The sequence below is a fragment of the Mangrovihabitans endophyticus genome, from assembly GCF_014646155.1.
GTDB lineage: Bacteria > Actinomycetota > Actinomycetes > Mycobacteriales > Micromonosporaceae > Actinoplanes > Actinoplanes endophyticus.
The window spans coordinates 57,311-81,724 of record NZ_BMMX01000025.1; the positions used below are offsets into that span (position 1 = coordinate 57,311).

27 protein-coding genes are annotated in these 24,414 nt (G+C 72.5%); 10 read left to right on the forward strand and 17 right to left on the reverse strand.

Annotated elements, in window-relative coordinates; genetic code table 11:
* The first annotated feature begins 13 nt into the window (after nucleotides 1-13).
* From IEY73_RS22880 to IEY73_RS22890, 3 genes are all read left to right on the forward strand, one after another.
* Entirely contained in the window at nucleotides 14-1,150 is a 1,137-nt protein-coding gene (locus IEY73_RS22880) for an 8-amino-7-oxononanoate synthase (protein WP_189081347.1), read from the forward strand.
* A 140-nt stretch (nucleotides 1,151-1,290) separates the two neighbouring features.
* A complete protein-coding gene (bioD, locus tag IEY73_RS22885) occupies nucleotides 1,291-2,001 on the forward strand; it encodes a dethiobiotin synthase (RefSeq protein WP_189081374.1) in 711 nt (236 codons plus the stop codon).
* A gap of 188 nt (nucleotides 2,002-2,189) precedes the next feature.
* Nucleotides 2,190-2,786, forward strand: a complete 597-nt coding sequence (locus tag IEY73_RS22890; RefSeq protein ID WP_189081348.1) for a GAF domain-containing protein — start codon at nucleotides 2,190-2,192, stop codon at nucleotides 2,784-2,786.
* A 22-nt stretch (nucleotides 2,787-2,808) separates the two neighbouring features.
* On the opposite strand, the gene IEY73_RS22895 is transcribed toward IEY73_RS22890, so the two are convergent.
* Together IEY73_RS22895 and IEY73_RS22900 are read right to left on the reverse strand one after the other, a co-directional pair.
* Nucleotides 2,809-4,254, reverse strand: coding sequence for a deoxyguanosinetriphosphate triphosphohydrolase family protein (locus tag IEY73_RS22895; protein ID WP_189081349.1), 1,446 nt, complete (start codon nucleotides 4,252-4,254; stop codon nucleotides 2,809-2,811).
* 49 nt (nucleotides 4,255-4,303) lie between these two features.
* On the reverse strand, nucleotides 4,304-5,413 hold the full coding sequence (locus tag IEY73_RS22900) for an MBL fold metallo-hydrolase (RefSeq protein ID WP_189081350.1): 1,110 nt from the start codon (nucleotides 5,411-5,413) through the stop codon (nucleotides 4,304-4,306).
* 245 nt (nucleotides 5,414-5,658) lie between these two features.
* Between IEY73_RS22900 and abmR the strand changes: the two genes are divergently transcribed.
* A complete protein-coding gene (gene abmR, locus IEY73_RS22905) occupies nucleotides 5,659-6,204 on the forward strand; it encodes an ATP-binding transcription factor AbmR (RefSeq protein WP_189081351.1) in 546 nt (181 codons plus the stop codon).
* A gap of 28 nt (nucleotides 6,205-6,232) precedes the next feature.
* Here the strand turns inward: abmR and IEY73_RS22910 are convergent, their stop codons facing one another.
* From IEY73_RS22910 to msrB, 4 genes are all read right to left on the reverse strand, one after another.
* Complete coding sequence (locus IEY73_RS22910; protein ID WP_189081352.1) at nucleotides 6,233-7,198, reverse strand: SDR family NAD(P)-dependent oxidoreductase; 966 nt, start codon at nucleotides 7,196-7,198, stop codon at nucleotides 6,233-6,235.
* A 75-nt stretch (nucleotides 7,199-7,273) separates the two neighbouring features.
* Nucleotides 7,274-7,642, reverse strand: coding sequence for a DUF3037 domain-containing protein (locus tag IEY73_RS22915; RefSeq protein WP_189081353.1), 369 nt, complete (start codon nucleotides 7,640-7,642; stop codon nucleotides 7,274-7,276).
* A complete protein-coding gene (locus IEY73_RS22920) occupies nucleotides 7,639-8,355 on the reverse strand; it encodes a HipA family kinase (RefSeq protein ID WP_189081354.1) in 717 nt (238 codons plus the stop codon). The genes IEY73_RS22915 and IEY73_RS22920 overlap by 4 nt, the downstream gene beginning before the upstream one ends.
* Nucleotides 8,356-8,408: 53 nt before the next feature.
* A complete protein-coding gene (gene msrB, locus IEY73_RS22925) occupies nucleotides 8,409-8,822 on the reverse strand; it encodes a peptide-methionine (R)-S-oxide reductase MsrB (RefSeq protein WP_189081355.1) in 414 nt (137 codons plus the stop codon).
* Between the two features lie 62 nt (nucleotides 8,823-8,884).
* Here msrB and IEY73_RS22930 point away from each other — a divergent pair, with 62 nt between their 5' ends.
* From IEY73_RS22930 to ligD, 3 genes are all read left to right on the forward strand, one after another.
* The gene (locus IEY73_RS22930) at nucleotides 8,885-9,358 is read left to right on the forward strand and encodes a hypothetical protein (protein WP_189081356.1); all 474 of its coding nucleotides are present in this window, start codon (nucleotides 8,885-8,887) and stop codon (nucleotides 9,356-9,358) included.
* A 141-nt stretch (nucleotides 9,359-9,499) separates the two neighbouring features.
* Nucleotides 9,500-10,087 carry an LPXTG cell wall anchor domain-containing protein gene (locus IEY73_RS22935; protein ID WP_189081357.1) on the forward strand — a complete coding sequence of 196 codons (588 nt, stop codon included), beginning with the start codon at nucleotides 9,500-9,502 and terminating at the stop codon, nucleotides 10,085-10,087.
* 125 nt (nucleotides 10,088-10,212) lie between these two features.
* Complete coding sequence (gene ligD / locus IEY73_RS22940) at nucleotides 10,213-11,238, forward strand: non-homologous end-joining DNA ligase (RefSeq protein WP_189081358.1); 1,026 nt, start codon at nucleotides 10,213-10,215, stop codon at nucleotides 11,236-11,238.
* A 12-nt stretch (nucleotides 11,239-11,250) separates the two neighbouring features.
* Here ligD and IEY73_RS22945 read toward each other — a convergent pair whose 3' ends face one another.
* The 7 genes from IEY73_RS22945 to IEY73_RS22975 all read right to left on the reverse strand — a co-directional run bounded on the left by IEY73_RS22945 (nucleotide 11,251) and on the right by IEY73_RS22975 (nucleotide 17,003).
* A complete protein-coding gene (locus IEY73_RS22945) occupies nucleotides 11,251-11,715 on the reverse strand; it encodes a GNAT family N-acetyltransferase (protein ID WP_189081359.1) in 465 nt (154 codons plus the stop codon).
* Between the two features lie 25 nt (nucleotides 11,716-11,740).
* On the reverse strand, nucleotides 11,741-13,333 hold the full coding sequence (locus IEY73_RS22950; protein WP_229716057.1) for an alpha/beta hydrolase: 1,593 nt from the start codon (nucleotides 13,331-13,333) through the stop codon (nucleotides 11,741-11,743).
* A gap of 140 nt (nucleotides 13,334-13,473) precedes the next feature.
* A complete protein-coding gene (locus IEY73_RS22955; protein WP_189081360.1) occupies nucleotides 13,474-14,541 on the reverse strand; it encodes an ATP-dependent DNA ligase in 1,068 nt (355 codons plus the stop codon).
* Nucleotides 14,542-14,577: 36 nt separating this feature from the next.
* The gene (locus IEY73_RS22960) at nucleotides 14,578-15,552 is read right to left on the reverse strand and encodes an SGNH/GDSL hydrolase family protein (RefSeq protein WP_189081361.1); all 975 of its coding nucleotides are present in this window, start codon (nucleotides 15,550-15,552) and stop codon (nucleotides 14,578-14,580) included.
* 7 nt (nucleotides 15,553-15,559) lie between these two features.
* Nucleotides 15,560-15,865 (reverse strand): hypothetical protein, encoded by a 306-nt coding sequence (locus IEY73_RS22965; protein ID WP_189081362.1) that lies wholly within the window; start codon nucleotides 15,863-15,865, stop codon nucleotides 15,560-15,562.
* Between the two features lie 178 nt (nucleotides 15,866-16,043).
* Entirely contained in the window at nucleotides 16,044-16,649 is a 606-nt protein-coding gene (locus IEY73_RS22970) for an NAD(P)H-dependent oxidoreductase (RefSeq protein ID WP_229716058.1), read from the reverse strand.
* 78 nt (nucleotides 16,650-16,727) lie between these two features.
* A complete protein-coding gene (locus IEY73_RS22975) occupies nucleotides 16,728-17,003 on the reverse strand; it encodes an isoamylase early set domain-containing protein (protein ID WP_189081363.1) in 276 nt (91 codons plus the stop codon).
* 79 nt (nucleotides 17,004-17,082) lie between these two features.
* On the opposite strand from IEY73_RS22975, the gene IEY73_RS22980 reads away from it, so the two are divergent.
* Nucleotides 17,083-17,607, forward strand: a complete 525-nt coding sequence (locus IEY73_RS22980; RefSeq protein ID WP_189081364.1) for a GNAT family N-acetyltransferase — start codon at nucleotides 17,083-17,085, stop codon at nucleotides 17,605-17,607.
* On the opposite strand, the gene hemQ is transcribed toward IEY73_RS22980, so the two are convergent.
* The 3 genes from hemQ to hemE form a co-directional block, all read right to left on the reverse strand.
* Nucleotides 17,556-18,197: a hydrogen peroxide-dependent heme synthase gene (gene hemQ, locus IEY73_RS22985; protein WP_229716062.1), complete on the reverse strand. Its 642-nt coding sequence runs from the start codon at nucleotides 18,195-18,197 to the stop codon at nucleotides 17,556-17,558. The genes IEY73_RS22980 and hemQ overlap by 52 nt on opposite strands.
* A gap of 122 nt (nucleotides 18,198-18,319) precedes the next feature.
* Complete coding sequence (gene hemG, locus IEY73_RS22990; RefSeq protein WP_373292854.1) at nucleotides 18,320-19,717, reverse strand: protoporphyrinogen oxidase; 1,398 nt, start codon at nucleotides 19,715-19,717, stop codon at nucleotides 18,320-18,322.
* Nucleotides 19,718-19,735: 18 nt separating this feature from the next.
* A complete protein-coding gene (hemE, locus tag IEY73_RS22995) occupies nucleotides 19,736-20,836 on the reverse strand; it encodes a uroporphyrinogen decarboxylase (protein ID WP_189081366.1) in 1,101 nt (366 codons plus the stop codon).
* A gap of 65 nt (nucleotides 20,837-20,901) precedes the next feature.
* Between hemE and IEY73_RS23000 the strand changes: the two genes are divergently transcribed.
* Nucleotides 20,902-21,474: a DUF3000 domain-containing protein gene (locus tag IEY73_RS23000; RefSeq protein ID WP_189081367.1), complete on the forward strand. Its 573-nt coding sequence runs from the start codon at nucleotides 20,902-20,904 to the stop codon at nucleotides 21,472-21,474.
* Nucleotides 21,475-21,494: 20 nt separating this feature from the next.
* Here the strand turns inward: IEY73_RS23000 and IEY73_RS23005 are convergent, their stop codons facing one another.
* Entirely contained in the window at nucleotides 21,495-22,496 is a 1,002-nt protein-coding gene (locus IEY73_RS23005) for a S1C family serine protease (RefSeq protein ID WP_229716059.1), read from the reverse strand.
* 225 nt (nucleotides 22,497-22,721) lie between these two features.
* On the opposite strand from IEY73_RS23005, the gene IEY73_RS23010 reads away from it, so the two are divergent.
* Nucleotides 22,722-24,023: a ribonuclease D gene (locus IEY73_RS23010; RefSeq protein WP_189081368.1), complete on the forward strand. Its 1,302-nt coding sequence runs from the start codon at nucleotides 22,722-22,724 to the stop codon at nucleotides 24,021-24,023.
* The last annotated feature ends 391 nt before the right edge of the window (nucleotides 24,024-24,414 follow it).

The window sequence follows — 24,414 nt, forward strand, 5'->3', positions numbered from 1 at the left end:
TGACGGGATCGTGGTGGCGAGCTGGTTGACGGCGCTGGAGCGCCTGGCCCACGCACGGGAGAAGGCGGGCCTGACCCGCGCGCTGCGTCCCCGGTCGGCCGATGACCCGGTGGTGGATCTGGCCGGCAACGACTATCTCGGCCTGGCCGTCCACCCCGCCGTCGTCGCGTCCGCCGGCCGGGCCCTTGTCGCGTACGGGCTGGGCGCCACCGGCTCCCGGCTGGTGCGCGGCTCCACCGATGCCCACGCGGGGCTGGAGCGTGACCTGGCGGACTGGCTGGGCACCGAGTCCGCGCTGGTGTTCTCCTCCGGCTACCTGGCGAACCTGGGCGCGGTCCGGGCGCTGGCGCAGTACGGCACGTTGGTGGTGTCGGACCGCTACAACCACGCCTCGCTGATCGACGGGTGCCGCACCAGCGGCACCGAGGTCGTGGTCGCGCCGCACGCCGACCCGGTCGGCGTGGCGGAGATCCTGGATGGTCATCCCGGCCGCCCGGCGGTGGTGGTCACCGAGTCGATCTTCTCGGTGGACGGCGACTTGGCGCCGCTGGCCGCGCTGCACGAGGTCACCACGGCACGCGGCGCCCTGCTCCTGGTCGACGACGCGCACGCGGTGGGCATCCTGGGTCCGCAGGGCGCCGGCGGGGTCGCGGCTGCGGGCCTGGCCGGTGCGCCGGACGTGGTGGTGACCGCCACCATGTCCAAGTCGCTGGGCGGCGCGGGCGGTGTGGTCGCCGGTCCGCAGCAACTGGTCCGGCATCTGGTGGACACCGGCCGCACGTTCATCTACGACACCGCGCTGCCGCCCGCCGTGGCCGCCGGGGTGCACGAGGCCCTCCGGGTGGCGCGCGCCGCCGACGACCGGCGCGCGCTGCTGCGGTCGCGGGCCGCGCTGACCATGAGCCGGTTGTCCGCCGCCGGGCTGCGCGTCTCCGACCCGGCCGCGGCCGTGCTGTCGGTCTGGGCGCCCGGTCCGGAGGCCGCGCTGACATGGGCGGCGGACTGCCGCGATCGCGGCGTGGCGGTGGGATGTTTCCGGCCGCCGTCCACTCCGGACGGGTCGTCGCGGCTGCGGCTGACCCTGAACGCGGGGGTGTCCGCGGAGGATTTCGAGCGGGCCCTGGACGTGATCGTGGAGTGCGCACCGTGACCGCCACCGACGCTCCCGCCACGGCGCCGACCGGACCCGACGACACCGCACCAGACGCCCACGACCGCTCGCCGGAGCCCGCGGAGCGGACCGCCGCGACCGCGCCGCGCCCCGAGGAGACCGGCGAGTGGCGTGGCGTCGTGCTGGTCACCGGCACCGACACCGACGTCGGCAAGACCATCGCGACCTCGGCGGTGGCCGCCGCAGCGACCGCCGCCGGGCTCCGCGTCGCGGTGATCAAGCCGGGGCAGACCGGGGTGGCCGGCGGCGCGCCCACCGACATCGAGCTGGTGACCCGGCTCGCCGCGCCGGCCACCACGCGGACCCTCGCGTCCTATCCGGATCCGCTGGCGCCGCTGGCTGCCGCGCGGGTCGCGCATCTGCCGCCGCTGGAGCTCTACGAGGTGGTGGACGCGGTACGCGCCGAGGCCGAGGGCCACGACCTGGTGCTGGTCGAGGGCGCCGGCGGGCTGCTGGTGCCGATGGGTGTGCGCCCCTCCGGCGAGCCGTGGACGCTCGCCGACCTGGCCACCACCCTGGGCGTCCGCGCGCTCGTGGTGGCCCGGGCCGGCCTGGGCACCCTGAACCACACCGCGCTGACCTTGGAGGCGCTGGGCCGTCGCGGCGTACCGGCCGGGGTGGTCCTCGGCGCCTGGCCCGCGGAGCCGGAACTGGTGCACTGGGCCAACCTCAGCGAGCTGGTCCCGCACCTGGTCGGCGCGCTGCCGGACGGCGCCGGCGCGATGGATCCGGGGGTCTTCCGTCGCTCCGCGCCGGGATGGCTGACGCCCGCGCTCTACGGCGTGCTCGACAACTGGCGGGTGTGGGCCGAGGAGGCGGGCTCCGCCTGACCGGCGTGTGGCCGGTCCGACGTGTGGCCCGTCCGACGTGTGGCCCGTCCGGCCGACAGATTGTGCGACATTCACGGCGATGAGCGCGCGGGCCCGGCATTTCTGCTCGCCGGCACCCTTGCGTACCGGAAAATGTCACTAAGCTCGAAAGCCGTCCAGTCGGTGTTTTCCGCGCTAGGGAGGCTGTCGTGACGCTCTACGGCTCCGCGTCCTCGAACGGTTTCGAGTACTCCCCCGACTACCCCTACCTCGATGCCGTCGGCGCTCAGGAACAGGCGCGGCTGGCCGCGGTGCGCCGCTACCAGTTGGTGGATCAGCCGGTGGAGAAGGAGTACGATCGGATCGCGTTCGTGGCGGGCGCGCTGTTCGACACCCCCATCGCAACGGTGTCCCTGGTCGAGCAGGACCGCGTGTGGCTCGCCGCCTGCCAGGGCCTGAGCGGCATCCGCGAGGTCGGTAAGGAGCCCGGCCTGTGCGCCTCGGTGATCGCGCAGGACGACGTCTATGTCATCAACGACGCGGCGGTGGATCCGCGTACGCTCGCGCACCCGCTCGTCCGCGGCGAACTGGGCCTGCGGTTCTACGCGGCGGCGCCGATCCGCACCACGGACGGTTACCGGCTGGGCACGGTCAACGTGATAGACAACCGCCCGCGCGACGCGTCTCGCCGGCAGTTGATGGCGTTGGAGCACCTCGCCGCGATGGTCTCCGAAGAGCTCGAACTGCGGCTGATGGTGATCCGCAGCGCGGCCGCCGAGCAGCGCATGCGCGACAGCGTGAATTAGGCCGCGCGGCGGCGAGGCCGTCTCAGAGCACGAAGGCGTCGGTCCACAATTGCCGGGAGCGCCCGGAGAGCACCTCCATCAAACCGATGGCCTGGCTGTCCGTCAGCGCGGCCACGAAGTCGATCACCGCTCGGCCGCGGGCGACGCCGATCAGGTTGGGCGTGCCGTCCGGCAGTTCCGCCTCGGCCAGCTCCACCAGGTCGCGGATCCGGCTGGGGATGCGTTCGGCCTCGTCCGGATCGGTCAGCCAAGCCAGCAGCGCCTCCACCAGGGAAGCCAACAGCCGCGCCTGGCCGCGCTGGTGAAGCGCCAGGTCCGGGCGGGCCAGCACGAAACGGTTCTGCACGAACTTCAGCACCTGCACCTCATGCCACTGGCCCGGCGCTAGCTGCACGTGACCGGAACGGACGGCCGGTTGACCGGCCACCTCGACCGCATCCACCAGCCAGCGTGTCCACCGCGCGGAGAACGCCGCGACCTGCGCTTCCGCTTCGAGTGAACCGTCGAACGGCGCGGAGAGCAGGCCGTCGGCGAGTTCCGCGCGCACCTGCTCGACCGCCGCGGCGAAAGCCTGGTCGTCGGCGATCCACGGATCCTTGCGATGGAGTTGGCGCCGCAGCGACTCGATGGCCGAATCCTCGCCCGGTGACCGCTGCCACGCCGCCAGTTCGGCGGCGACCATGCCCGGCTGCAGCACACCCACCCGGTGCACGTCTTCCAGATCATGGATCGCGTACGCGATGTCGTCCGCCGTGTCCATCACCGACGCCTCGACCGTCTGCTGCCAATCGGCCACCCGCCCGGCGAACGGCGCCCGCGCCTGCACCATGTCGTCCACCTCGGTGGAGTAGGCGCCGAACTTCACCGACCCGGCATCCGGATCATCCGGCGATGCGGCGGCGCCCCGCGGCGTCGGGTCCATGAAGCGCGGATGCGGCTCCGGGTGCGTACGCCGGGTCCAGGGATACTTCAGAATGGCCGCCCGGACGGCGGCGGTCAGGTTCAGGCCGATGGTCGCCTGCCCGCGGATCTCGGTGCTGGTCACGATCCGGTACGACTGGGCGTTGCCTTCGAATCCGTCACGCAATTGCAGCCGTTGCCGGGCGAGCTGGTCGAGCACCCGCTCACCGAGGTGCCCGAACGGCGGGTGGCCGAGGTCGTGCGCGAGCGCGGCGGCCTCCACCACGTCCGGGTCGCAGCCGCCCAGCTTCTCGACGATGTCCGCGTCACCGGCGACCCGCTCCGCGATGGCCCGGCCGACCTGGGCAACCTTGAGGCTGTGCGTGAGCCGGTTGTGCACCAGCAGCCCCGAGCCGCCCGGACTGATCACCTGCGTCACGCCCCCGAGCCGGGCGAAGAACGGTGAGCTGACGATCCGGTCCCGATCCACCCGGAACGGGCTCCCCGCGAGGTCGCCGGGCGCGACCAGACCGTCCCCGAACAGGCGCGTCGCGCGCGGATCTTCCATGCCGGTCGAGGCTACCCGCCCCCGCTACACGGGTGCGGTGGATCGGCGCTCACGCCACCGACTGCCACCACCCGTCGACGGCCGGTGGCTGGTCGACGTCCACGCGCTCACCCGGCCTCGGCACCGCCAGCGCCACGTCGCGGGCCTTCGCCTCCCGCCACACCCGGTCCGCCGGCTCCGACCAGTCGTGCAGCGCCAGGTCGAACGTCGCCCAGTGCACCGGGATCATCAGCCCACCGCGGACGTCCACATGGGTGGCCACCCCGTCCTCGGGCGTCATGTGGATGTCCGGCCACTCGTCGCCGTACGCGCCGACCTGCACGAGGGTCACGTCGAACGGACCGTACTGCGCGCCGATCTCGGCGAAGCCGGGAAAATAGCCCGTGTCGCCGGAGTAGAACGCCTTACGCGTGGGTCCGGCGATCACCCATGAACTCCACAGCGTGCTGTCCCGGTCGAATCGGCGCCCGGAGAAGTGCCGGGCCGGGGTGGCGGTCAGCTCGATGCCCGCGACCGTGGCCTTCTCGTGCCAGTCCAGCTCCACGATGCGGCCGGGCGGCACGCCCCAGCGTTCCAGATGCGCGCCGACGCCCAGCGGCACCAGGAACGGCGCCGCCTGCAGGTCCACCAGGTTCTGGATGGTGACCATGTCGAGGTGGTCGTAGTGATCGTGCGAAATGACCACGGCGTCCAGCGGCGGCAGTTCGCGCAGCGCCACCGGGGGCTCGTGCAGACGCTTCGGCCCGGCCAGCCGGGACGGCGAGCAACGATCGCTCCACACCGGGTCGAGCAGGACGCGGCGGCCGTCCAGCTCGATCAGGGCGGAGCTGTGGCCGTACCACGTGACGAACAGGCCGTCGGCGGCACCGCCGGTGTCGGGCTTGAGCAGCGGCACCGGCACGTGCGGCCGGCGGCGTTCACGTCCACCGATCGTCCTCGCGAGCAGGGCGGGCATCGAGGCGAAGGTGATCGGTGAGGGGCTGGACGGCACGGGGTTGCGGAACTTGCCGTCGGCGAACTGCGGTGACGCGTCCCGCCGGCGGGCCCGCTCGCCGGCGGCGCGGCCACCCATCTGCCGAGGGATGTCCCGCGCTGCCCACGCCAGTGTGGCACCCAGTCCCAGAGCCACGAAGGTGCCGATCCGTCCCTGTTTCGCCATGCGCAATGTCCTCCTGGTGAACGCGTCCCAGCAGCCAGTCTGACCGGCGGCGCGTGGTCTTGGCCACCGCTTGTAGTGCGGCGCACTGTCCCGGCGGCAGGGCGGGCAACAGCCGTCACACGCGCACCGCCCGCAGAGCCACGGGCCATGAATCTGGTGTGTAATGATGTAATCAGGTAATCATACTCACGCCATCGACCCAGCCACACCATCGACCCAGCCACACCATCGACCCGGAGGACGCCATGCGCCACCACACCCCGCCCGGCAGCCGCACCGAACCGCCGCCCGCCGACGACGCCGCCGCCTGGATCACCGGCGCCGTGACCGAGGGGTGGTTCACCGAACCGCCCGAGGTGGTCATCGACCGCGATGAGATCATCGTTTGGGGACGGCTGCCTCAGCCGGAGCTCGCCGCCGAGGCGACCGAGGCCGACCGGGCCGCCGCCCAGTCCGGACGCATCAACCAGTTCCGCGAGGACACCCGCAACGATCGCATCCGGGTCGCTCGTCAAGTGGAGCATCGCTACCAGCGCAAGGTGGCGTGGGGCCTCCGGTGCGGAGACACCGCCGAGCTTTTCACGCACCTCGCCGCGCCGGTGATGACCCGGTTGCGCCAGCCCGAACGCCAGGTGCTCGACACGTTGGTCGAGGCCGGCGTGGCGCGGTCCCGCTCGGAGGCCCTGGCCTGGTGCGTCAAGCTGGTCGGTCAGCACAGCGAAGACTGGCTGGCCGAGTTGCGCTCCGCGATGGCGCACGTCGACGAGGTGCGCCGGCAAGGACCCGCCTGAGACCGCAGGGGTCCTCATCGCAGGGTCCTCATCGCGAGGACGACACACCCGCGTCCCGGATCTTGCGGAGCGCCAGGGCCGCGACCGCCGTGCCGGCACCCACCGCGCCGCCGAGCGTGGCGCCCACCGCGCCGCGGCTCCACCCGCCCGGCCTGCCGCCGGACCCGCGTTGCGGGGCGAACACGTTGCCGTTCTGCGGCGCGGTCGCCCGCCGACTCAGGCCGAGGCGGCTCATCATCGGCCCGACCAGCGCGTCGTAGACGCGGGGCAACGCCGCGAAGCCGAACTCCATGACCCGGTTGGCCGCACCCACCGAGACGTCCGCGCGGGGCCGGTCGGCCAGCCGGACGATCGCGTCCGCCACCCGTTCCGGGGGATCCACCGGGGGCGGCGGACGCCCCACGAAACCGGCGTAGTTGGCGGCGCTGGTGAAGATCGGGGTGTCGGTGCTGCCCGGCGACACCATGCAGACGTGAATGCCGGGCGCGTCCCGGGTCTCCTGGCGCAACGTGCGGGCCAGACCGCGCACACCCCACTTCGCCGTGACATAGGGCGCCATCTGCGGAGCGGTGATGTGCCCGAGCAGCGAACCGCACAGGATCAGGGTGCCGCGACCCTGGCGACGGAAGCGCCGCAGCGCGACGCGTGCCACGTTGGCCGGGCCCAGCAGGTCCGTCGCCACCACTCGGTCGAAGACGTGCGCCGGCACGTCTTCGAACTTCCCGTACGCCATCACGGCAGCCGTGTCGACCCAGACGTCGATGCGGCCGAACTGCTCGACGGCGGCGTCCGCCAGCGCTTCCACCTCCACCGCACGGGTGATGTCGGTGGGCACCATCAGTGGCGTCCCGCCACACGAGGCCGCCGCCGACTCCAGCCCGGCCAGCCCACGCGCCGCGAGTACGAGCCGATCACCCCGTGCCGCGAAGGCGCCGGCCGCCGCCCGCCCGATCCCGCTCGACGCGCCGGTCAGCACCACCACCCGTGAAGTCATGGCAGTGTCTTTACCCGCAGCGCGGGAATTGATCCCTTGGTGCCGAATGATCTTCGGATTCCGCGTCGGCGCCGGTCACCGTACGAGCAGATCCAGCAACCGCTCCAGCTCGGCCCCCGGGTCCGCGGCCAGTCCCATGTGGACCGGCCCGGCCCGCAACACGGTGCTCCGCGGCGCCACCAGCCACCGGAAACGCTCGCCCTGCGTCATCGGGCTGGGCGTGCCGGCGTCGGTGCAGGTCCGTTCCCAGGATTCCAGCGCCACGCGGACGGCCTCGACGTCGGCGCCCGGGTCCAGCGCCCGCAGCCGATCCGGATGCAGGTGGGTCCGCGCCCGCAGAAAATCCCGGCGATGGCAGTAGAGCAGCACCCCGACGTTGATCACCTCGCCGCGCTCCACTCGGGGCATCGCCTGGATGATCGCGTATTCGTACGGCGTCCTCACGGCATCCACGCCTCCGGCCGCGCGGCGCGCGCGCTCAGATGCGCCACGTACGCCGCACGCTCGGCCTCCGGATCGTCCAGCCATGCCTCCGGAACCATCGCGACCACCTCGTCGATGAGGCGCGGGGTCAGCCGTTCCGCGATGTCGGACTGTCCCGTCGCGTACGGGAGAAGCACATGATCGTCCGTGCGGTAGGGCCGGTGCACCACCGCCTCGGCCCGTGCCCAGTTGTGGTGGAAGTACAGCGTCGCTCCGTGATCGATGAGCCGGAGCCGACCGTGCCAGACCAGCAGATTGGGGTTGCGCCAGCTCCGGTCCGCGTTCTCCACGAACGCGTCGAAGGCCAGCACCCGAGCGGCCAGGTCGGCGTCCACCGGATGCGCCGCCGGGTCGTACCCGAGGGCGCCCGGCAGGAAGTCCATGCCCAGGTTGACGCCCGCACTCGCCTTGATCAGCGCTTGCACCTCTTCGTCGGGCTCGGCGCGGGCCACCACCGGGTCCAAGTCGACGACCACCAGGTCGGGCACCGGAAGCTCCAGCCGGCGGGCCAGCTCGCCGGCGATCACCTCGGCGACGAGCGCTTTCGGACCTTGCCCGGCACCGCGGAACTTCACGACGTAGGTGCCCAGGTCGTCCGCCTCGACGATGCCGGGCAGGGAGCCACCCTCCCGCAGGGGCGTGACGTATCGGGTGGCGACGACCTGGCGAAGCACGCCGATCACCCTAGCGGGCGCGGCTGCCCGGACGGGACGCCGCCGCGGGCGCGCTACGGCGTGTCTCGCGGGTCCAGCCGGATGGACAGGCTGTTCACGCAGTGCCGGGTGTCCTTCTCGGTGAGGCGCTCACCCCGGAACACATGCCCCAGGTGACTGTCGCAGTTCGCGCAGCGGATCTCCGTACGCACCATGCCGTGGCTGCGATCCTCGATCTCCTTGATCGCGCCCGGGATGGCGTCGTCGAAGGACGGCCAGCCGCAGTGGCTGTCGAACTTCGTGTCGCTCGGGTACAGCTCCGCCCCGCAGGCGCGGCAGCGGTACATCCCCGCCGTCTTCGTGTCGACATATTCGCCGGACCACGCCGGTTCCGTCCCGGCCTGGCGCAGGACGCGGAACTCGGCAGGGGTGAGGCGGACCCGCCACTCGTCCTCGGTGACCGGCAGGGTGGACTCGTCAGAGGTCATGTGTCAACGGTACGTCGCACTGGGAGTGCGTGCCGGACGCCGCCGCGCGCGTTGGATTCGTCATGCGAGAGGCACGTTTCCGGCCGACTCGACGGCAGGCGGTGGCCGGTGGCCTCTGCCAGGGCTCGGTCGCCGCGGCGGTTGCGATCACCGCCGGATTGTCCGCCACCGTGGCCACCACCGGCTGGACGGGCACCGGGCCGCCGTGGTGGTTGTGGCCCGTACTGGCGCTGGCGCCGCCCTTGTTCGGCGCGGCGGCGTGCCTGATGTTCCGTGCCCGCGGGCGCGGACTGGCGACGAAGCAGGGCATTCGGACGCCCCGCGCGCTCGAACCGTGGAGTTCGGTGGTCGACCTGCGCGCGGAACGGCGGGGCAACCGCACGGTGGTGTCGGTGTACCTGGTCGGTGGCCGCAGCGTGCGGCTGAGCGCCCCGTACACCGGTGAGCTGTTCGCCACCGACCCGCAATTCGATCTGAAGCTCTCCGAACTGGTCCACCTGTGGCGCAGCCACCGCTTCGGCGGCGTGGCCGCCTGAGGGCAGTGCCGTGGCCCCGCGGGGCGGAGCAGGGCTTGACCGCCTGAGGGCTGGGCCACACCCCCGGATGCCGACAAAACAGACATTCGCGGTTAAGATGCCTCCGATATTCGGACAATCCACAACAGAACGGAACTCCTCATGACCTTCACCCGCCGCTTGGCCGCCGGCCTGCCCGCCCTGGGCGTCTCCGCCTTCGCCGTCCTGGCCTTCACCGGGGCACCGGCCGCGGCCGCCGGCACCGGCCTCACCGCCGCGGCGCCGGTGCTCCGCGCCGCCGGGTGCGCCGAGGACACGCGCATCAAGTGCGAGGGCTACGGCTACGACGACGAAGAAGGGGCCACCGACGAGACCGAGGAGGGTCCGGGCGACGAGACCGAGGCCGGGGACGAGACCGAGGAGAACGGCGACGAAGCCGAGGACACCGACGGCTCGGGCGGCATGGACGAGGTCGACGACGAGCGCGGCAACCCGGGGTACGGCGGCGTGAGCCCGACCACGGCGCCGACGCCGAGCGCGACGATCAACACGGTTCCGCCGACCACCAGCCCGACCACCAGCCCGGCCACCACGGCGCCCGCCGCCGGGCCGGCCGGCGGCGTCAGCCCCGACGAGGCGACGCTGCCGCTGACCGGTTCCCAGGCGGGCGTGACCCTCGGCGTCGGCGCCCTGCTGATCGCCGGTGGCGCGGCCATCGTCTGGTACACCCGGCGCCGCCGCAACGCCTGACCCGGCGCTGCCGGAAGCAGTCCGGAAGGCGCAGCACGGGGCCGCCGCATCCCTCGCGGATGCGGCGGCCCTTTTCCTTCTCCGCAACACCCCCGGCCGGCGACCGTCTGGCATAGGGTCTCGTCATGGCGAGCAAGACACCGGCGTTGCAGCTCGAAGTCGACGGCCGTGACGTGCGGCTGAGCAGCCCCGACCGGGTGATCTTCCCGGGGCGTGGATTCACCAAGCGCGACGTCTTCGAGTACTACGTGGCCGTCGGCGACGGCATCATGCGGGCGCTCGGTGGCCGCCCGACCACCTTGCAGCGGTTCCCCGACGGCGTCGACGGCGAGATGTTCTTCCAGAAACGCATCCCTACCCGAGGCGTGCCGCCGTGGATCGCCACCGCCACCATCACCTTCCCCAGCGGACGTACGGCGGACGAGTTGTGCCCGGCGGACCTGGCCCACGTCGCCTGGGCCGCACAGATGGGCACCGTGGTGTTCCACCCGTGGCCGGTGCGCGGCGACTCGCCGGACCACCCCGACGAGTTGCGGGTCGACTTGGACCCCCAGCCGGGCATCGGGTTCGCCGAGGTGGCACGGTGCGCCGGCCGGATCCGCGAGGTGCTCGACGACCTCGGCTGGACCGGATTTGTGAAGACCTCGGGCGGCCGTGGAGTGCACGTCTATCTGCGCATCCGGCCGGAGTGGACGTTCGTGCAGGTGCGCCGGGCCGCCATCGCGCTCGCCCGTGAGGTGGAACGCCGCGATCCGGACCGGATCACCACCGCCTGGTGGAAGGAGGAACGCGGCGACCGGGTGTTCCTGGACTACAACCAGATGGCTCGCGACCGCACCATCGCCTGCGCCTACTCGCTGCGGGCCAACGCGCGGGCCACCGTGTCCACCCCGGTCACCTGGGACGAACTGGGCGACGTGCAGCCGGACGACTTCGACCTGCGGACGGTGCCGCAGCGGCTGGCCGAGCGCGGCGACCCGCACGCCGCCATCGACGACGTCGCGCACGACCTCACGCCGCTGCTCGAATGGTCGGAGCGGGACGAGAGGAACGGCCTGGGCGACCTGCCGTACCCGCCGGATCATCCGAAAATGCCCGGCGAGCCGAAGCGGGTGCAGCCGTCCAAGGACCGCGACCGGCCACGCGGCTGAGACCAGCGCGCCTCACAGCGCGATCTTCATGCCCTCGTGCGAAGCCGCGAAGCCGAGCGACGCGTAGAACCGATGCGCGTCGCGGCGCCGTTTGTCCGTGGTGAGCTGGGCGATCCCGCACCCCCGGGCGCGGCCGCGGTCCAGCGCCCACCGGATCATGTCCCGCCCCAGCCCTCGTCCGCGCAGGTCGCTCCGCACCCGCACGGCCTCGATGATCATCCGCTCGGCGCCGCCGCGGCTCAGCGACGGGACGAACGTGAGCTGAAACGTGCCGACCACCGCGCCGTCGCGCTCGGCCACGATGAGCTCGTTGCGGGGGTCCTCGTCGATCGCCTCGAACGCCGCCCAGACCGCCGCGTCCCGGCTCGGCGAGACCGGTTCGCCGTGCGCCGCGCGTTCCCGTGCCACGTCGTCGTCGGCCAGCAGTTCCAGGATGACCGGCACGTCCGCGCGCGCGGCGCAACGGTAGGTCAGCATGCGGCCATCCTGGCACGGCCACGCCTCACCGGGCCGGGCAGCGCAGCCCCTCGCGCGGCACGGTCAGATCGATCAGATAGGCGTCCACCGCGTCCACGATGCACGTGGTCGAGGGATAGGCCGTGTGCCCCTCGCCCTCCCAGGTCAGCACATGCCCGTCGCCCAGCATGCGGGCCAGCTCCGCGGTGTTCTCGTACGGCGTGGCCGGGTCCCCGGTGGTGCCCACCACCACGATCGGCGGGGCACCGACCGCCGCCCCGGTCGGGTACGGGTCGTGCCTGCCCGGCCAGAAGGCGCACGGCAGCATGCCGGTCGCGAGCGCCGCCCCGAACAACGGGTACTTCGTCCGCCACTCCCCCTGCAACCGGCGGATCTCCGCCACGCCCGGGACGTTGACCGCGTCCGCGCAGTTCACCGCGAAGTTCGCGTCGAACAGGTTGGGATAGCTGCCGTCCGGCCTGCGTTCGGCGTACTGGTCGGCCAGCTCGAAGATCCCGTCCGCGTCGCCGGCTTGCAGGTCGTCCACCGCGCGGGCCAGCTTCTGCCAGCCCGACTCGGTGTAGAGCGACGAGATCAACGCGACGAAGACCCAGCCGCTGGTGGCGTCCCGCCCGTCACGCCCGCGCACCGGCGACGCCTTCGCCTTGGCGAGCGCGTCGGTCACCGCACCGCGCGCGTCCGGCGCGATCGGGCACTGCCCGGCGTGCCCGCTGCACCACTTCGTGAAGTTGGTGAAGGCCCGTTCGAAGCCCTTGGCCTGCGACTCGGACCCGGCCACGAAATCCTGCTTCGGGTCGATCGCGCCGTCCAGCACCAGCGCGCGGATGTGCTCCGGAAAGAGCTGCGCGTACGTGGCGCCGAGCAGCGTGCCGTACGAGTAACCGAGGTAGGTCGTCTTGGCGTCGCCCACCGCCGACCTGATCGCGTCCATGTCCCGGGCCGCCTGCTCGGTGCTGAACAGCGACAACTCGTCGCCGTACTTGTCTGCGCACCCCTGCGCCACCCGTTTGTTGAGCGCCACCACCTGGTCGAACTCCGCCTGCTCGACGGGGTCCGGCGGGGCCGCGAACAGCGCGTCCTGGTCGTCCCCGCCGATGCACTTGACCGGGTCGGACCGGCTCACCCCGCGCGGGTCGAAGCCGATGATGTCGAACCGGTCGGTGATCTCCGACGGCAGGCCACCCAGCCGCTGCCCGAACGACAGGTAGACCGCGAGGTCGATGCCGGAGCCGCCGGGGCCGCCGGGGTTGACGAGCAGCGAGCCGATCCGGTCGGTCTGCGACTGGGCGCGGATCCGGATCATCGCGACGTCGAACGTGTCGCCGGCTTGCGCATCGGTCCAGTCCCGCGGCACCGCGACCGACGCGCAGTCGTAGCTCATCCCGGGAGCCCCCTGACCGACGAGCTGACGCGGCACCTGCGGGCACGGCTGCCAGTCGGCGCGCGTGCCGGGCACGGCGGGCGCCGGCGCACCGCCGGACGGCGCCGGCGCCGCGACGCTCCCGCCGTCCGGGGCGAAGGCCGGCACGGTGCACCCGGCGGTCGCCACAATCGCGGCGAGCAGCCCGGTGGCGAGCCGGGACCGGCGCGTACCGGTGGGCTGACGGAGTCGACGCACGGTGCGGCCCTTCTGGGGGTAGCTGTCGGGTCTCGGGTAGCTGTCGGGCCGGCGGGCCCTCGTCAGACCCTAGCCAATCGCCCTGCTGTGTTTCGCCGTCCCGGACGAGCCACGACGGCCACTCGCGAAACCGACCCCGGTCAGCGGCTGTTCAGCACCTCGGCCAGATCGAACCGCACGGGACGTTCCAACTGCTCGTATGTGCAGGTGCGCGGCTCCCGGTCGGGCCGCCACCGTTCGAACTGGGCGGTGTGCCGGAAGCGTGCGCCCTCCATGTAGTCGTAGCGCACCTCGACCACCCGTTCCGGGCGCAGCGGCACGAAGGAGAGGTCCTTGCCGTTGTTCCAGCGGCTCACCTCGTTCTTGCGCGGGGTGCGCTCGCCCTGCTCATGGGCGGCCCAGTTCCATGGGTGGCCGTCGAACGTGGTGACCAGTTCCTGCATCTCGGCGAACAGCTCCTGCCGCACGGCCATCGAGAACGATCCGATCACGCCGACCGAGACCAGCATGTCGCGGTCGTCGTACAGGCCGAGCAGCAGCGATCCGATGCGGTCGTCGCCGGACTTGTGCACCCGGTATCCGGCCACCACGCAGTCCGCGGTGCGCTTGTGCTTGATCTTGGTCATCACGCGCTTGTCCGGTTCGTACGCGAGATCACCGTCCTTGGCGATGAGACCGTCCAGCCCGGCGCCCTCGAACTCGGCGAACCAGCGCCGCGCCGTGTCCACGTCCCGGGTGAGCGGTGTGGTCCAGATCGGCGGCCGGGCCGTGCCGAGGGCCTCCTCCAGACGCGCACGGCGGTCCGCGAAGGGCCGGTCCATGAGATTCTCGTCGCCGATGGCGAGCAGGTCGAACGCCACGAAGCCGGCCGGCGTCTGCTCGGACAGCAGCTTGATCCGGCTGGCCGCGGGGTGGATCCGCTGCTGCAGCGCCTCGAAGTCGAGGGTGTTGCGCGCGGTGTCCGCCACGATGATCTCGCCGTCGATCACCGCCCGCTCCGGGAAGTTGGCCAGCACCGCCGCGACGACCTCGGGAAAGTACCGGGTCATCGGCCGCTCGTTGCGGCTGCCGATCTCCACCTCGTCGCCGTCGCGGAAGATGATCGACCGGAAGCCGTCCCACTTGGGCTCATACATCCGCCCGGCCGGGATGTCCGCGACCGGCTTGGCCAGCATCGGCTTGACGGGTGGCGTGACAGGCAGATCCATGGGCACATCCTCGCACCTCAGCGCAGGCGACAGGGGTCAGCCGCGCACCCAGGGGCGGTCGGAGCGGGACCGGTGCCACCAATCGCATTCGACCACCGGGACATATCCGTCGCGCGGCTTCGTCGCGGTCAGTTCGCACAGGTACGCGCGGCGGGCCTGGTACGGGTCGACGCCGGCGGGCCACCGTCCGATGCCGTGGTTGAGCACCGGTTCCAGGGCGCGATACCAGTTCCAGGCCATCTGCGCCGCGCCGTAGTCGTTGGGATGCAGCGTGTCGCGCATGCTCAGGCCGTGCACGCTGCTCTGGTCGACCAGGTGGACCCGGGCACCGGCGGCACGGACGATGTCGGTCAGCGCGTCGTTGAACGTGTCGATGCGGCGCTGATTCGCCTCCTTCGAGGATCCGATCAGCTTGGCCACCATGATCTGGGCACCGGGCACTTGGTGCCTGATCCGGCGGATCAGGACGGCGAACCGGTCCTGCGCGCCGCGGGCACGTTGGTCGCTACGCATGTCGTTGGTGCCCAGGTGCAGCAGGACCACGTCCGGGCGGTACCGGCGCAGCCAGCCGTCGACGTTCCCGGCGATCCGGGCGATGGTCCAGCCGGAATGACCCTCGTGGTCGTTGTCCGCACCGGTGCCGGCGTGCTGGGAGCCGACGAAGTCGACGTCGACACCCGCGGCGACGAGCCGGTCGTAGAGGTCGCGGCGGTACGAGTCGTAGGTGGCGGTGCCGATGCCGGCGGTGATCGAGTCGCCCAACGGCATGATCCGCACCGGACGACCGGCGCCCCGCGCGGGTGTCCGCTTCGTCCCCGCGGCGGACGCGTCCGGACGGGCCGTGACAGCGACCGGGCCCGCACCGGAGGCCACGTGGCGCGGGGCGGCGGGCGCGGTCGCCGCCAGCGTGATCACCACGGTCGCGGTGACGGCACCCGCGGACAGGGCCGCTACCACGCCGGGCGACCGCCACCACGCCGATGCGCCGGTGCCCGGCAACCAGTACCGCACGGCTATCTCATCCGGCCCAGGCTTCGCTCGGCTCACGGACCGGACTACTGTCGTGCGCCGCGTGGCCGGGACCGGTCGGGCTGCTCCAGGACGTCTGCGTCACCGGGGCCGAGAGCGCCTGCGTCGCCGGGCCGGTGGACGCCTGCGTCGCGCCGGCGAATCCGAGCTCTGCGCCGATGGCCTGCCAGCGCTCGAACAGCAGCCGGTCGAGCAGCACGTCCTTGACGTCCTGATGCGCTGCTCGCAACTCGGCCACGGCGGCCTCGTACCGTTCCACCCTTTTCAGCAGGTCAGCACCCTCGTGAATGGTCATGACCGCAGAATACTGAAATATGAACTTCTTTCTGGGTGTTTCGGGGAAAGCCTCATGAGCACCGTACCGCCCCGTCCGGGCGCAGGGGTCTCGTCGCCGAGTCCGGCCGCGACGGCACACGATCCGTCGCGGCCGGGCCGCCGCACACCGGTCGCCGGGCGGGGGCGACCCGCGTGACTCAGTCGCGGGCGAGCTTCCCGCCGACCGCCACCACACGCTCGGCCAGGTGATCGAGTGCCGCATTCTGCACGTCGGTCAGCGGCGCGTCATTGCTGCCACCGGTCACGTGCGACACGCCGTACGGGTTGCCGTCGGCGAACTTGAGCGGATCGGTGTATCCGGGTGCCACCACGACGCCGCCGAAGTGGTAGATCGTGTTGTAGAGGGCCAGCAGCGTGGACTCCTGTCCGCCGTGCGCGGTCATGGTCGCGGTGAAGCCCGCGTACGCCTTGTCGGCCAGCTTGCCCTCCGCCCACTGCGGGCCCAGGCCGTCCAGGAACTGCTTGAGCTGGCTGGCCACGTTGCCGTAACGGGTCGGCGATCCGAACAGCACGGCGTCCGCCCACACCACGTCGTCCGGGCTGGCCTTCGGCTCGTCCTTAGTCTGGTCGAAGTGCTGACTCCAGGCCGCGTTCGAGGCGATCGCCTCAGCCGGCGCGAGTTCCGCGACCTGGCGCAGCCGCACCTCGGCGCCGGCCTTCTCCCCGGCCTGCTTCAGGCGCTCGGCCATGCCGTGCACCGTGCCGGTCGACGAGTAGTAGATGATCGACAGTTTGACTGCCACGGATCCTCCTCCGGAATTACTTGCCGGTCAAAAATTTGCCGAGTCAAGTAACTCCCCGGGCGACCGACGCCCAAACCCCTAGAGGCGCAACTCACTCCCCTGCGGCCCGACCCCGTCCGCCTGGTCGTCGTCCATCCACACGCCGTCGCTGGCGAGGTAACGGAACCGGTAGTGACCCGGATCGAGCCGTACGGTGATCGTCCGGGTGCCGTCGCGGCGCAGCTTCAGCTCGTGCGTGCCGGGCTCCCAGTCGTTGAACGAGCCGACCACGCTCACCGCCCCGGCGGGCTGGTCGGCAGGCAGGCAGAAGGTCACACGGGTCTTGTTGCCGAAGAGCTTGCTTCTCTTGATCATCATTCCTCCGAGGGCCGTGCCCTATCGGTACAACGACCGGCTGGGAATCCGGTGACGACGCGCCGCCTAAGGTGACGTCATGTTTTCCGCACCACCACCCGAAGAGCGCGAACCGGTGCGCGCAGCGTCGTTCGGCGACCTCGATGCGGCCACCGTCTACGCGATCATGAAGCTGCGCTGCGACGTGTTCGTGGTGGAGCAGAAGTGCTACTACGCCGACCTGGACGGACGCGACACCGAACCCGGCACCCGGCACGTCTGGCTGACCCGCGACGCACAGATCGCGGCGTACCTGCGCATCCTCGACCTGGACACGCCCGGCGCGGCCCGCATCGGCCGGGTCGTGACGGCACCCGCCGCGCGGGGTTCCGGGCTGGCCGGCCGCCTCATGACGCACGCGCTGACGGTGATCGGCGAACGGCCCAGCCGGCTGTCCGCCCAAGCTCACCTGACCGGCTTCTACGCCCGGTTCGGATACACCGCCGAGGGGCCCGAATACCTCGAAGACGGCATCCCGCACGTGCCGATGACCCGGCCGGCACAGCTACCGGATCAGGGCAGCGCGGCGATCAGCTCCGCGGTCGAGCGGCGCCGCCCGGTGTAGAACGGCACCTCCTCGCGGACATGCCGCCGTGCCCCGGAGGCCCGCAGATCCCGCATCAGGTCCACGATCCGGTGCAGCTCGTCGGCCTCGAAGGCGAGCATCCACTCGTAGTCACCGAGGGCGAACGACGCGACCGTGTTCGCCCGCACATCCGGGTAGCCGCGGGCCATCTGACCGTGCTCGGCGAGCATCGCACGCCGCTCGGCGTCGGGCAGCAGATACCACTCGTAGGACCGCACGAACGGGTAGACGCAGAGGTACGGGCGCGCCTGCTCGCCGGCCAGGAACGCGGGCAGGTGACTCTTGTTGAACTCGGCCGGCCGGTGCAGCGCCATCTGCGACCAGACCGGGGACAGGCTCCGGCCCAGCCCGGTGCGCCGGAACAGGCCGTACGCCTCCTGCAACGCGTCCGAGGAGCTGGAGTGCCACCACACCATCACGTCCGCGTCGGCGCGCAGCCCGCTCACGTCGTACGTGCCGCGAACCACCACGTCCTTGCCGGCCAGTTGCTCGAAGAGCGCATCCACCTCGGAACACAGGTCGTCGCGCAGGGCCGGCAGCGGCGCGGCGGCCCGGAACACCGACCACATGGTGTACCGGATCGTGGCGTTCAGTTCCCGCACCCGCGCGGCGTTGCTCTGCTGCTCCTCGGTGTTCTGAGCCTCGGTGTTCTGCGGCTCGGTGTTCTGAGCCTCGGTGTTCTGAGCCTCGCTCATGACTCCTCCAAGTCCTTCCACACGTCTTCGGCGGCGGCCTCGCCGCTGGCCACACAGGCCGGAATGCCGACACCGTCGTAGGCGGCGCCGGCCAGGGCCAGGCCACGCCGGCCACGCAGCGCCGACCGCGCCGCCGCCACCCGGTCCGGATGCCCCGGCGCGTACTGCGGCAGCCCGCCGCCCCAGCGCTGCACCCATGAGGCGAACGGCGGCGGCAGCGGAGACCCGATGAGCTCACCCAGCTCGGCGTGCGCCCGGCCGGTGAGCACCCGGTCGTCGCACTGCAGCCGCTCCTCCTCGCCGGCCCGGCCGGCCGACACCCGTACGGTCACCGGTCCGCCGTCGCGGTCCAGATGCGCCCATTTGCGCGTGACGAAGGTGGCCGCCTTGATCAGCGTGCCCTCCGCGGGCGGGACCAGCAGACCGGACAGCTCGGGCAGCGGGGTGCCCGGCGGCAGCGCCAGCGCGACAAGCGCGACGCTCGCGTAGTCCAGGGCGGACACCGTCGCGGCGGCGTCGGTGTCGACACCCCGCAGCAGCCGGGCCGCCGGTCGCGCCGGCACCGCCAGCACCACCGCGTCCACGTCGTCGTACTGCGGTTCGGGCACCGGGCCGAGCAGCAGGCGCCAGCCGTGCCCGGTGCGGGTCAGGCCGCGTACCGGCAGTCCCAGGCTGATCCGCGCGCCGGCCGCGGCGGCGGCCGCGGCGACCAGCGTGCCCAGCCCGCCCTCGACCGCGGCGAAGATCGGTCGGCCGGGCACCCGGACGGTGGCTTCCTGCGCCGCCCGGACCGCATCGCTCAGGGTGTGCGCCGTCCGCGCAGCCTGGGCCAGGCCGGGCATCGTGGTGGCCAGCGACAGCCGATCCGCCCGGCCCGCGTAGACCCCACCGAGCATCGGCTCGACCAGCCGGTCGGCTATCGCGTCGCCGTACCGGTCGCGCACCAGCGCGCCGACCGCCACATCCTCGCCCGGCGCGAGCAACGGCCGGCCTCGATCGCGGTCCGCGCCCGGAGCGGCGGCGGCGAGCGCGCCCAGCGCCGACGGATCCCGCGGCACCCCGACAAGGGTGCCGCCCGGCACCCGCTCCAACCGGCCGCCGACCGCGATCGCCGCCGCGGCGGGCCGCGGATGCACCAGCCGGTCACCCAGGCCGAGACGCCGGGCGAACCGGACCGCCGCCGACTCGGTCCCGTCCGGCGCGCTCATCAGGAAGGACTCGGCGCCCCGCTCGACCATGCCGCCGGCCAGTTCGCCGGTGCGCAGCTTGCCGCCGAGCAGGCCGCCCTGCTCGTAAACGATGATCTCGGTGTCGGCGCTCGCGCGGTCGCGAAGCCGCACGGCGGCCGCCAGGCCCGCGATTCCGCCGCCCACGACGGCTACCCGCTTGCGCACGCCGTCCAGCGTGTCAGGTCACGCGCCCCCGCGGCCACCCGGGTGCCGGGTGTGTGCACCGGACGACACCACGCCCGCCGCGGCGCCGGTTTCCGAGTCCCGGTGCACCAGCTCCACGAGGCGGGTGAGCACGTCCGGATCGGTGTCCGGCAACACGCCGTGGCCCAGGTTGAACACGTGGCCGCGCGCGGCCCGGCCCTCGGCCAGCACCCGTTGCGTCTCCTGCGCCACCACCGGCCACGGCGCGAACAGCGCCGCCGGGTCCAGGTTGCCCTGCACCGCCCGGCCGTCCACGGCGGCGACCGCCCGGTCCAGCGGGGTGCGCCAGTCCACGCCCACCACGTCGGCACCGGCCTCGCCCATCGCGCCCAGCAACATGGCGGTGCCGACGCCGAAGTGGATCCGCGGCACACCCGCGCCGGCCAACCCGCTCAGCACGGCGGTGCTGTGCGGCAGCACGTAACGCCGGTAGTCGGCCTCGGACAGGGCGCCCGCCCACGAATCGAACAGTTGAACCGCGCTCGCCCCGTTCGACACCTGGACACGGAGGAAGTTCAGCGTGATCTCGGCCAGCCGGGACAACAGCCGGTGCCACAGCTCCGGATCGCCGTACATCATCGCCTTGGTTCGCGCGTACGTCCGCGACGGGCCGCCCTCGATGAGATAGCTGGCCAGGGTGAACGGCGCACCGGCGAACCCGATCAGCGGGGTGTCGCCCAGCTCGGCCACCAGCAGGCGCACCGCGCGGGCGACGAAGTCCACGTCATCCGCCGTGATCACGCGCAGCCGATCGACCGCGTCCGCGGTGCGCACCGGCTGCGCCACCACCGGACCGGTCCCGGCCACGATGTCCAGGTCCACTCCCGCCGCGGCCAGCGGCACCACGATGTCGCTGAACAGGATGGCCGCGTCCACGCCGTGCCGGCGCACCGGCTGCAGGGTGATCTCGGTGACCAGCTCCGGCCGACGGCACGACTCCAGCATGCCGACGCCCTCCCGGATCTTGCGGTACTCCGGCAGCGACCGGCCGGCCTGCCGCATGAACCAGACGGGGGTGTGCGGCACGTCCAGACCGCGGCACGCGCGCACGAAGGCCGATTCGTCGGGAGAAGAGCTCACCGGGACATGGTGTCACGGCGCGCCGATCGACGATGGACACGGTCCATCGGCATAGGCTGCGACATATGGCATCCCCCTCCGCCGAACCCGAGGCGTTCACACGCGCCGTCGCGGGGCTGCGGACCGCCACCCCGCGCCCGGACATCCTGCTGGAGGAGATCGCCGCGCCGCAGCGCCTCGCGCCGTACGGGTTCGCGCTCAGCGCCACCGTGCTGCGATCCGGCGACGAGGTGGCCGGCGGGCGACTCATCCTGCTGCACGACCCGGAAGGGCACGAGTCGTGGCGTGGCACGCTGCGCCTGGTCGCCCTGATCACCGCGGAGCTGGAGGCGGACATGGCCGGCGACCCGCTGCTGTCCGGCGTCGCCTGGACCTGGCTGACCGACGCGCTCGACCAGCACGCCGCGGGCTACACCGCGATCGGCGGCACGATCACCCAGACCACCTCGACCCGGTACGGCGAACTGGCCGGTCCCGCGCCGACCGCGGACCTGGAGATCCGGGCGTCGTGGACGCCCACCTCCACGGAGACCTCCGCGCACCTGTTGGGCTGGTGCGCGATGCTGGCCTCGGCCGCCGGGCTGCCGCCACCCGGCGTGACCGCGCTCAGCGACCGGCACCGCGCCGGCGCCGGCTGAGGGCCGGGCACGGGCCGCGCTCAGCAGACCCCGAACGTGTCGCACACCGTGGCGATCGGGATGGCCAGGCCGATGCCCTCGGCGTCCCGGGCCTTGGCGGTGGCCACGCCGATGACCTCGTCCGCCGCGTTCACCACCGGGCCGCCGGAGTTACCGGGGTTGATCGGCGCATCGAACTGGATCATCGGCCCGTCCGGGTCGTCCGGCCGGTACGCGCTCACCACGCCCGTGGTCACGCTGTCGTCCAGGCCCAGCGGCGCGCCCACCACGACCACCTGTTGACCCGGCTGCACCTCGGCACCGGCGGCGGCCTTGAGACCCACCACCTCCCGGTCGGTGCGCAACAGCGCCAGGTCCTTGTCCCGGTTGACCTTGACGATCGTCGCCGCGACCTTGTCCGAGCCGCGTTCCAGCGAGACGGTGCGGCGGCCGGCTTCGAACACCGACCGCACCACGTGAAAGTTCGTCATCAGGTTCGCCCGGCCACCGTCGGCCGCGGCGCCCACCGAGAACGCCGTACCGGTGAACCCGCCGGCGCGTACCCGGAAGACGCTGGGCAACACAGCGGCCGAGATCGCGGCCGGGTCGAAGACGCCGGCCAGTTGCCGCTCCAGTCGCTCCGCACGCTGCGCCAGGGCGGACGATCGGGTCTGCTCGCCGTCCAGCAGCGCCGCGATCCGGTCCTGGTCGTGCCCGATCTGCTCCAACCGGTACGCCTGCCAGCCCGCCCCGGCCAGCAGCGCCAGCACCAGCAGCCAGATCAGCGGACGAGCGCGCCGGGGCGGCCGGGCCGCGCCCGTCGGCGCGGCCATCGGTTCCGGTACGGGGGCGGGCGCCGGCTGCGGCGGCTCGAACATCGACGGGTACGGGTCGCCGAACCGCGCCGGACGGGGATGACCCGCGGGCCGGGGCCGCATCGGCGCCGCCCATTCGCCGGACGGATGATCGGGCAGGCTGAGCAGCGGATCGGCGGGCCGCCGCCGCCCGAAACCGTCGCCGTGCATGTCGAAGCCGGTCGTCACGGCAACTAGTACGGATGAAAGTGGTCCCGCGGACGAGCCCGCCAGGGATGAAATTTCGACGCGCGAGACGCTGCCGACGGCGCACGCAGATGTCACCAACGGGGTGCGCGGAGATGTCACCAGGGTGCGCGCGGCGATGTCACCGGGTGGCGTGCAGAGATCGAGAACCGACGCGCCGGGACCCGGCTGCGCCCACGCGAGGCGGCATCCCCGTACGGTAGCGGAGTGACCGACGAAGCACCCCAGCATCGTCGGGACACGCCGGACCATGACGAAGACGGACCGCACGACGTGCCGCCCGGCCAGGAATCCGGCGGTCCCGTCCTGCTGACCGCCCCTCGCGAGGGCACCCCGCGCCCGGTGGAGACGCACGACGAACTGGCCGAGGTGGTGGCCCGGATGGCGGCCGGCACCGGCCCGCTCGCGGTGGACGCCGAGCGGGCCTCCGGATACCGCTATACCCAGCGCGCCTATCTCATCCAGTTGCGCCGGCAGGGCACCGGCACGGTGCTGATCGACCCGCTGCCCCTGGACGATCTGCGCACCCTGGACGCCGCGCTGGCCGACTGCGAGTGGGTGCTGCACGCCGCCAGCCAGGATCTGGCCTGCCTCGCGGAGCTGGGCATGAAGCCGCGCCGGCTGTTCGACACCGAACTGGCCGCGCGGCTGGCCGGGTTCGAGCGGGTCGGCCTGGCCGCGCTCACCGAGCAACTACTCGGATTCGCCCTGGAGAAGCACCACTCCGCCGCGGACTGGTCCACCCGGCCGCTGCCCGAGTCCTGGCTCACGTACGCGGCCCTGGACGTCGAGCTCCTCACCGATCTGCGCGATCGGCTCGCGGCCGAGCTGGAGAGCCAGGGCAAGGCGGGATGGGCCGCGGAGGAATTCGCCGCCCTGGTGGCCAGCGCCGACCGCCCGCCCCGGGTGCGTCCCGACCCGTGGCGGCGCACCTCCGGCATCCACCGCATCCGCGGTGCCCGCGCCCAGTCGCGGGTCCGCGCGTTGTGGTACGCCCGGGACGGCGTGGCTGCCCGCCGCGACTCGGCACCCGGCCGGGTGCTGCCGGATTCGGCCATCATCGCCGCGGCCGAACGCGACCCGAAGGACGAGCGTGCGCTGCTCGCGCTGGCCGGCTTCGGTGGCCGTTCGGTGCGCCGGCTGGCCCGGATCTGGCTGGACGCGCTGGACGAGGCGCGCGCGCTGCCGGACGACGCGCTGCCGGTGAGTCAACCGATGGAGGGCCCGCCCCCGCCGCATCGATGGGCGGAACGGGACCCGGTCGCCGCGAACCGGCTGGCACGGTGCCGACAGGTGGTGATCGCCACCGCGCAGGAGCACAACCTCCCGCCGGAGAACCTGATCAGCCCGGATTTCGTACGCCGTCTCGCCTGGACGCCGCCGGAGGAGATCAACCCCGACACGGTGGGCGGCATGCTGCGCGGACTGAGCGCCCGGGCGTGGCAGGTGAGCCTGATCGCCGAGGGGCTGGCAGAGGTGCTGCCGGACCCCCCGGCCGACCCCATCTGACCCGTCCCCCACACCAGGTTGGTAACGACCCACCCCCACACCCCCGCCCCCGCCGCCCCCGCCGCCTCGGCCCCGCCACCCCGCCGCCCCGCCCCGCCGCCCACCCGGGACCCCGGAGTGCGCGTCGATCTTGTACTTTCGTGGCCCGTTCTGACCGGACGTGACCGATATTCCCGACCACAATCCTCAAGATCGACGCGGTGGCGTCGGCCCGGCTCATCGATCTTGAGATTTGCGGGAGTGGTATGCGCCCTTTTGGGGCGGTAAGTGACTGCGCAAAGTTCAAGATCGACGGCAGACGGGGCGGGCGGGAGGCCGGGGCGCGCGGGGGCGCGGGGGCACAGGGGCGCGCGGGCAGGGCCGGGGCGGGCGGGAGGCCGGGGCGCGCGGG

Coding starts and splice junctions, on each gene's coding strand:
- IEY73_RS22910 (WP_189081352.1), bottom strand. CDS start 7,198: ATGACTTCACGGGTGGTGGTGCTGACCGGCGCGTCGAGCGGGATCGGG.
- IEY73_RS23000 (WP_189081367.1), top strand. CDS start 20,902: ATGGCATCCCCCTCCGCCGAACCCGAGGCGTTCACACGCGCCGTCGCG.
- IEY73_RS22930 (WP_189081356.1), top strand. CDS start 8,885: ATGCGAGAGGCACGTTTCCGGCCGACTCGACGGCAGGCGGTGGCCGGT.
- hemQ (WP_229716062.1), bottom strand. CDS start 18,197: ATGTGGTCGGTGTTCCGGGCCGCCGCGCCGCTGCCGGCCCTGCGCGAC.
- IEY73_RS22900 (WP_189081350.1), bottom strand. CDS start 5,413: ATGGCGAAACAGGGACGGATCGGCACCTTCGTGGCTCTGGGACTGGGT.
- msrB (WP_189081355.1), bottom strand. CDS start 8,822: ATGACCTCTGACGAGTCCACCCTGCCGGTCACCGAGGACGAGTGGCGG.
- ligD (WP_189081358.1), top strand. CDS start 10,213: ATGGCGAGCAAGACACCGGCGTTGCAGCTCGAAGTCGACGGCCGTGAC.
- abmR (WP_189081351.1), top strand. CDS start 5,659: ATGCGCCACCACACCCCGCCCGGCAGCCGCACCGAACCGCCGCCCGCC.
- IEY73_RS22975 (WP_189081363.1), bottom strand. CDS start 17,003: ATGATCAAGAGAAGCAAGCTCTTCGGCAACAAGACCCGTGTGACCTTC.
- IEY73_RS22935 (WP_189081357.1), top strand. CDS start 9,500: ATGACCTTCACCCGCCGCTTGGCCGCCGGCCTGCCCGCCCTGGGCGTC.
- IEY73_RS22980 (WP_189081364.1), top strand. CDS start 17,083: ATGTTTTCCGCACCACCACCCGAAGAGCGCGAACCGGTGCGCGCAGCG.
- IEY73_RS22945 (WP_189081359.1), bottom strand. CDS start 11,715: ATGCTGACCTACCGTTGCGCCGCGCGCGCGGACGTGCCGGTCATCCTG.
- IEY73_RS22895 (WP_189081349.1), bottom strand. CDS start 4,254: ATGGAAGATCCGCGCGCGACGCGCCTGTTCGGGGACGGTCTGGTCGCG.
- IEY73_RS22955 (WP_189081360.1), bottom strand. CDS start 14,541: ATGGATCTGCCTGTCACGCCACCCGTCAAGCCGATGCTGGCCAAGCCG.
- IEY73_RS22965 (WP_189081362.1), bottom strand. CDS start 15,865: ATGACCATTCACGAGGGTGCTGACCTGCTGAAAAGGGTGGAACGGTAC.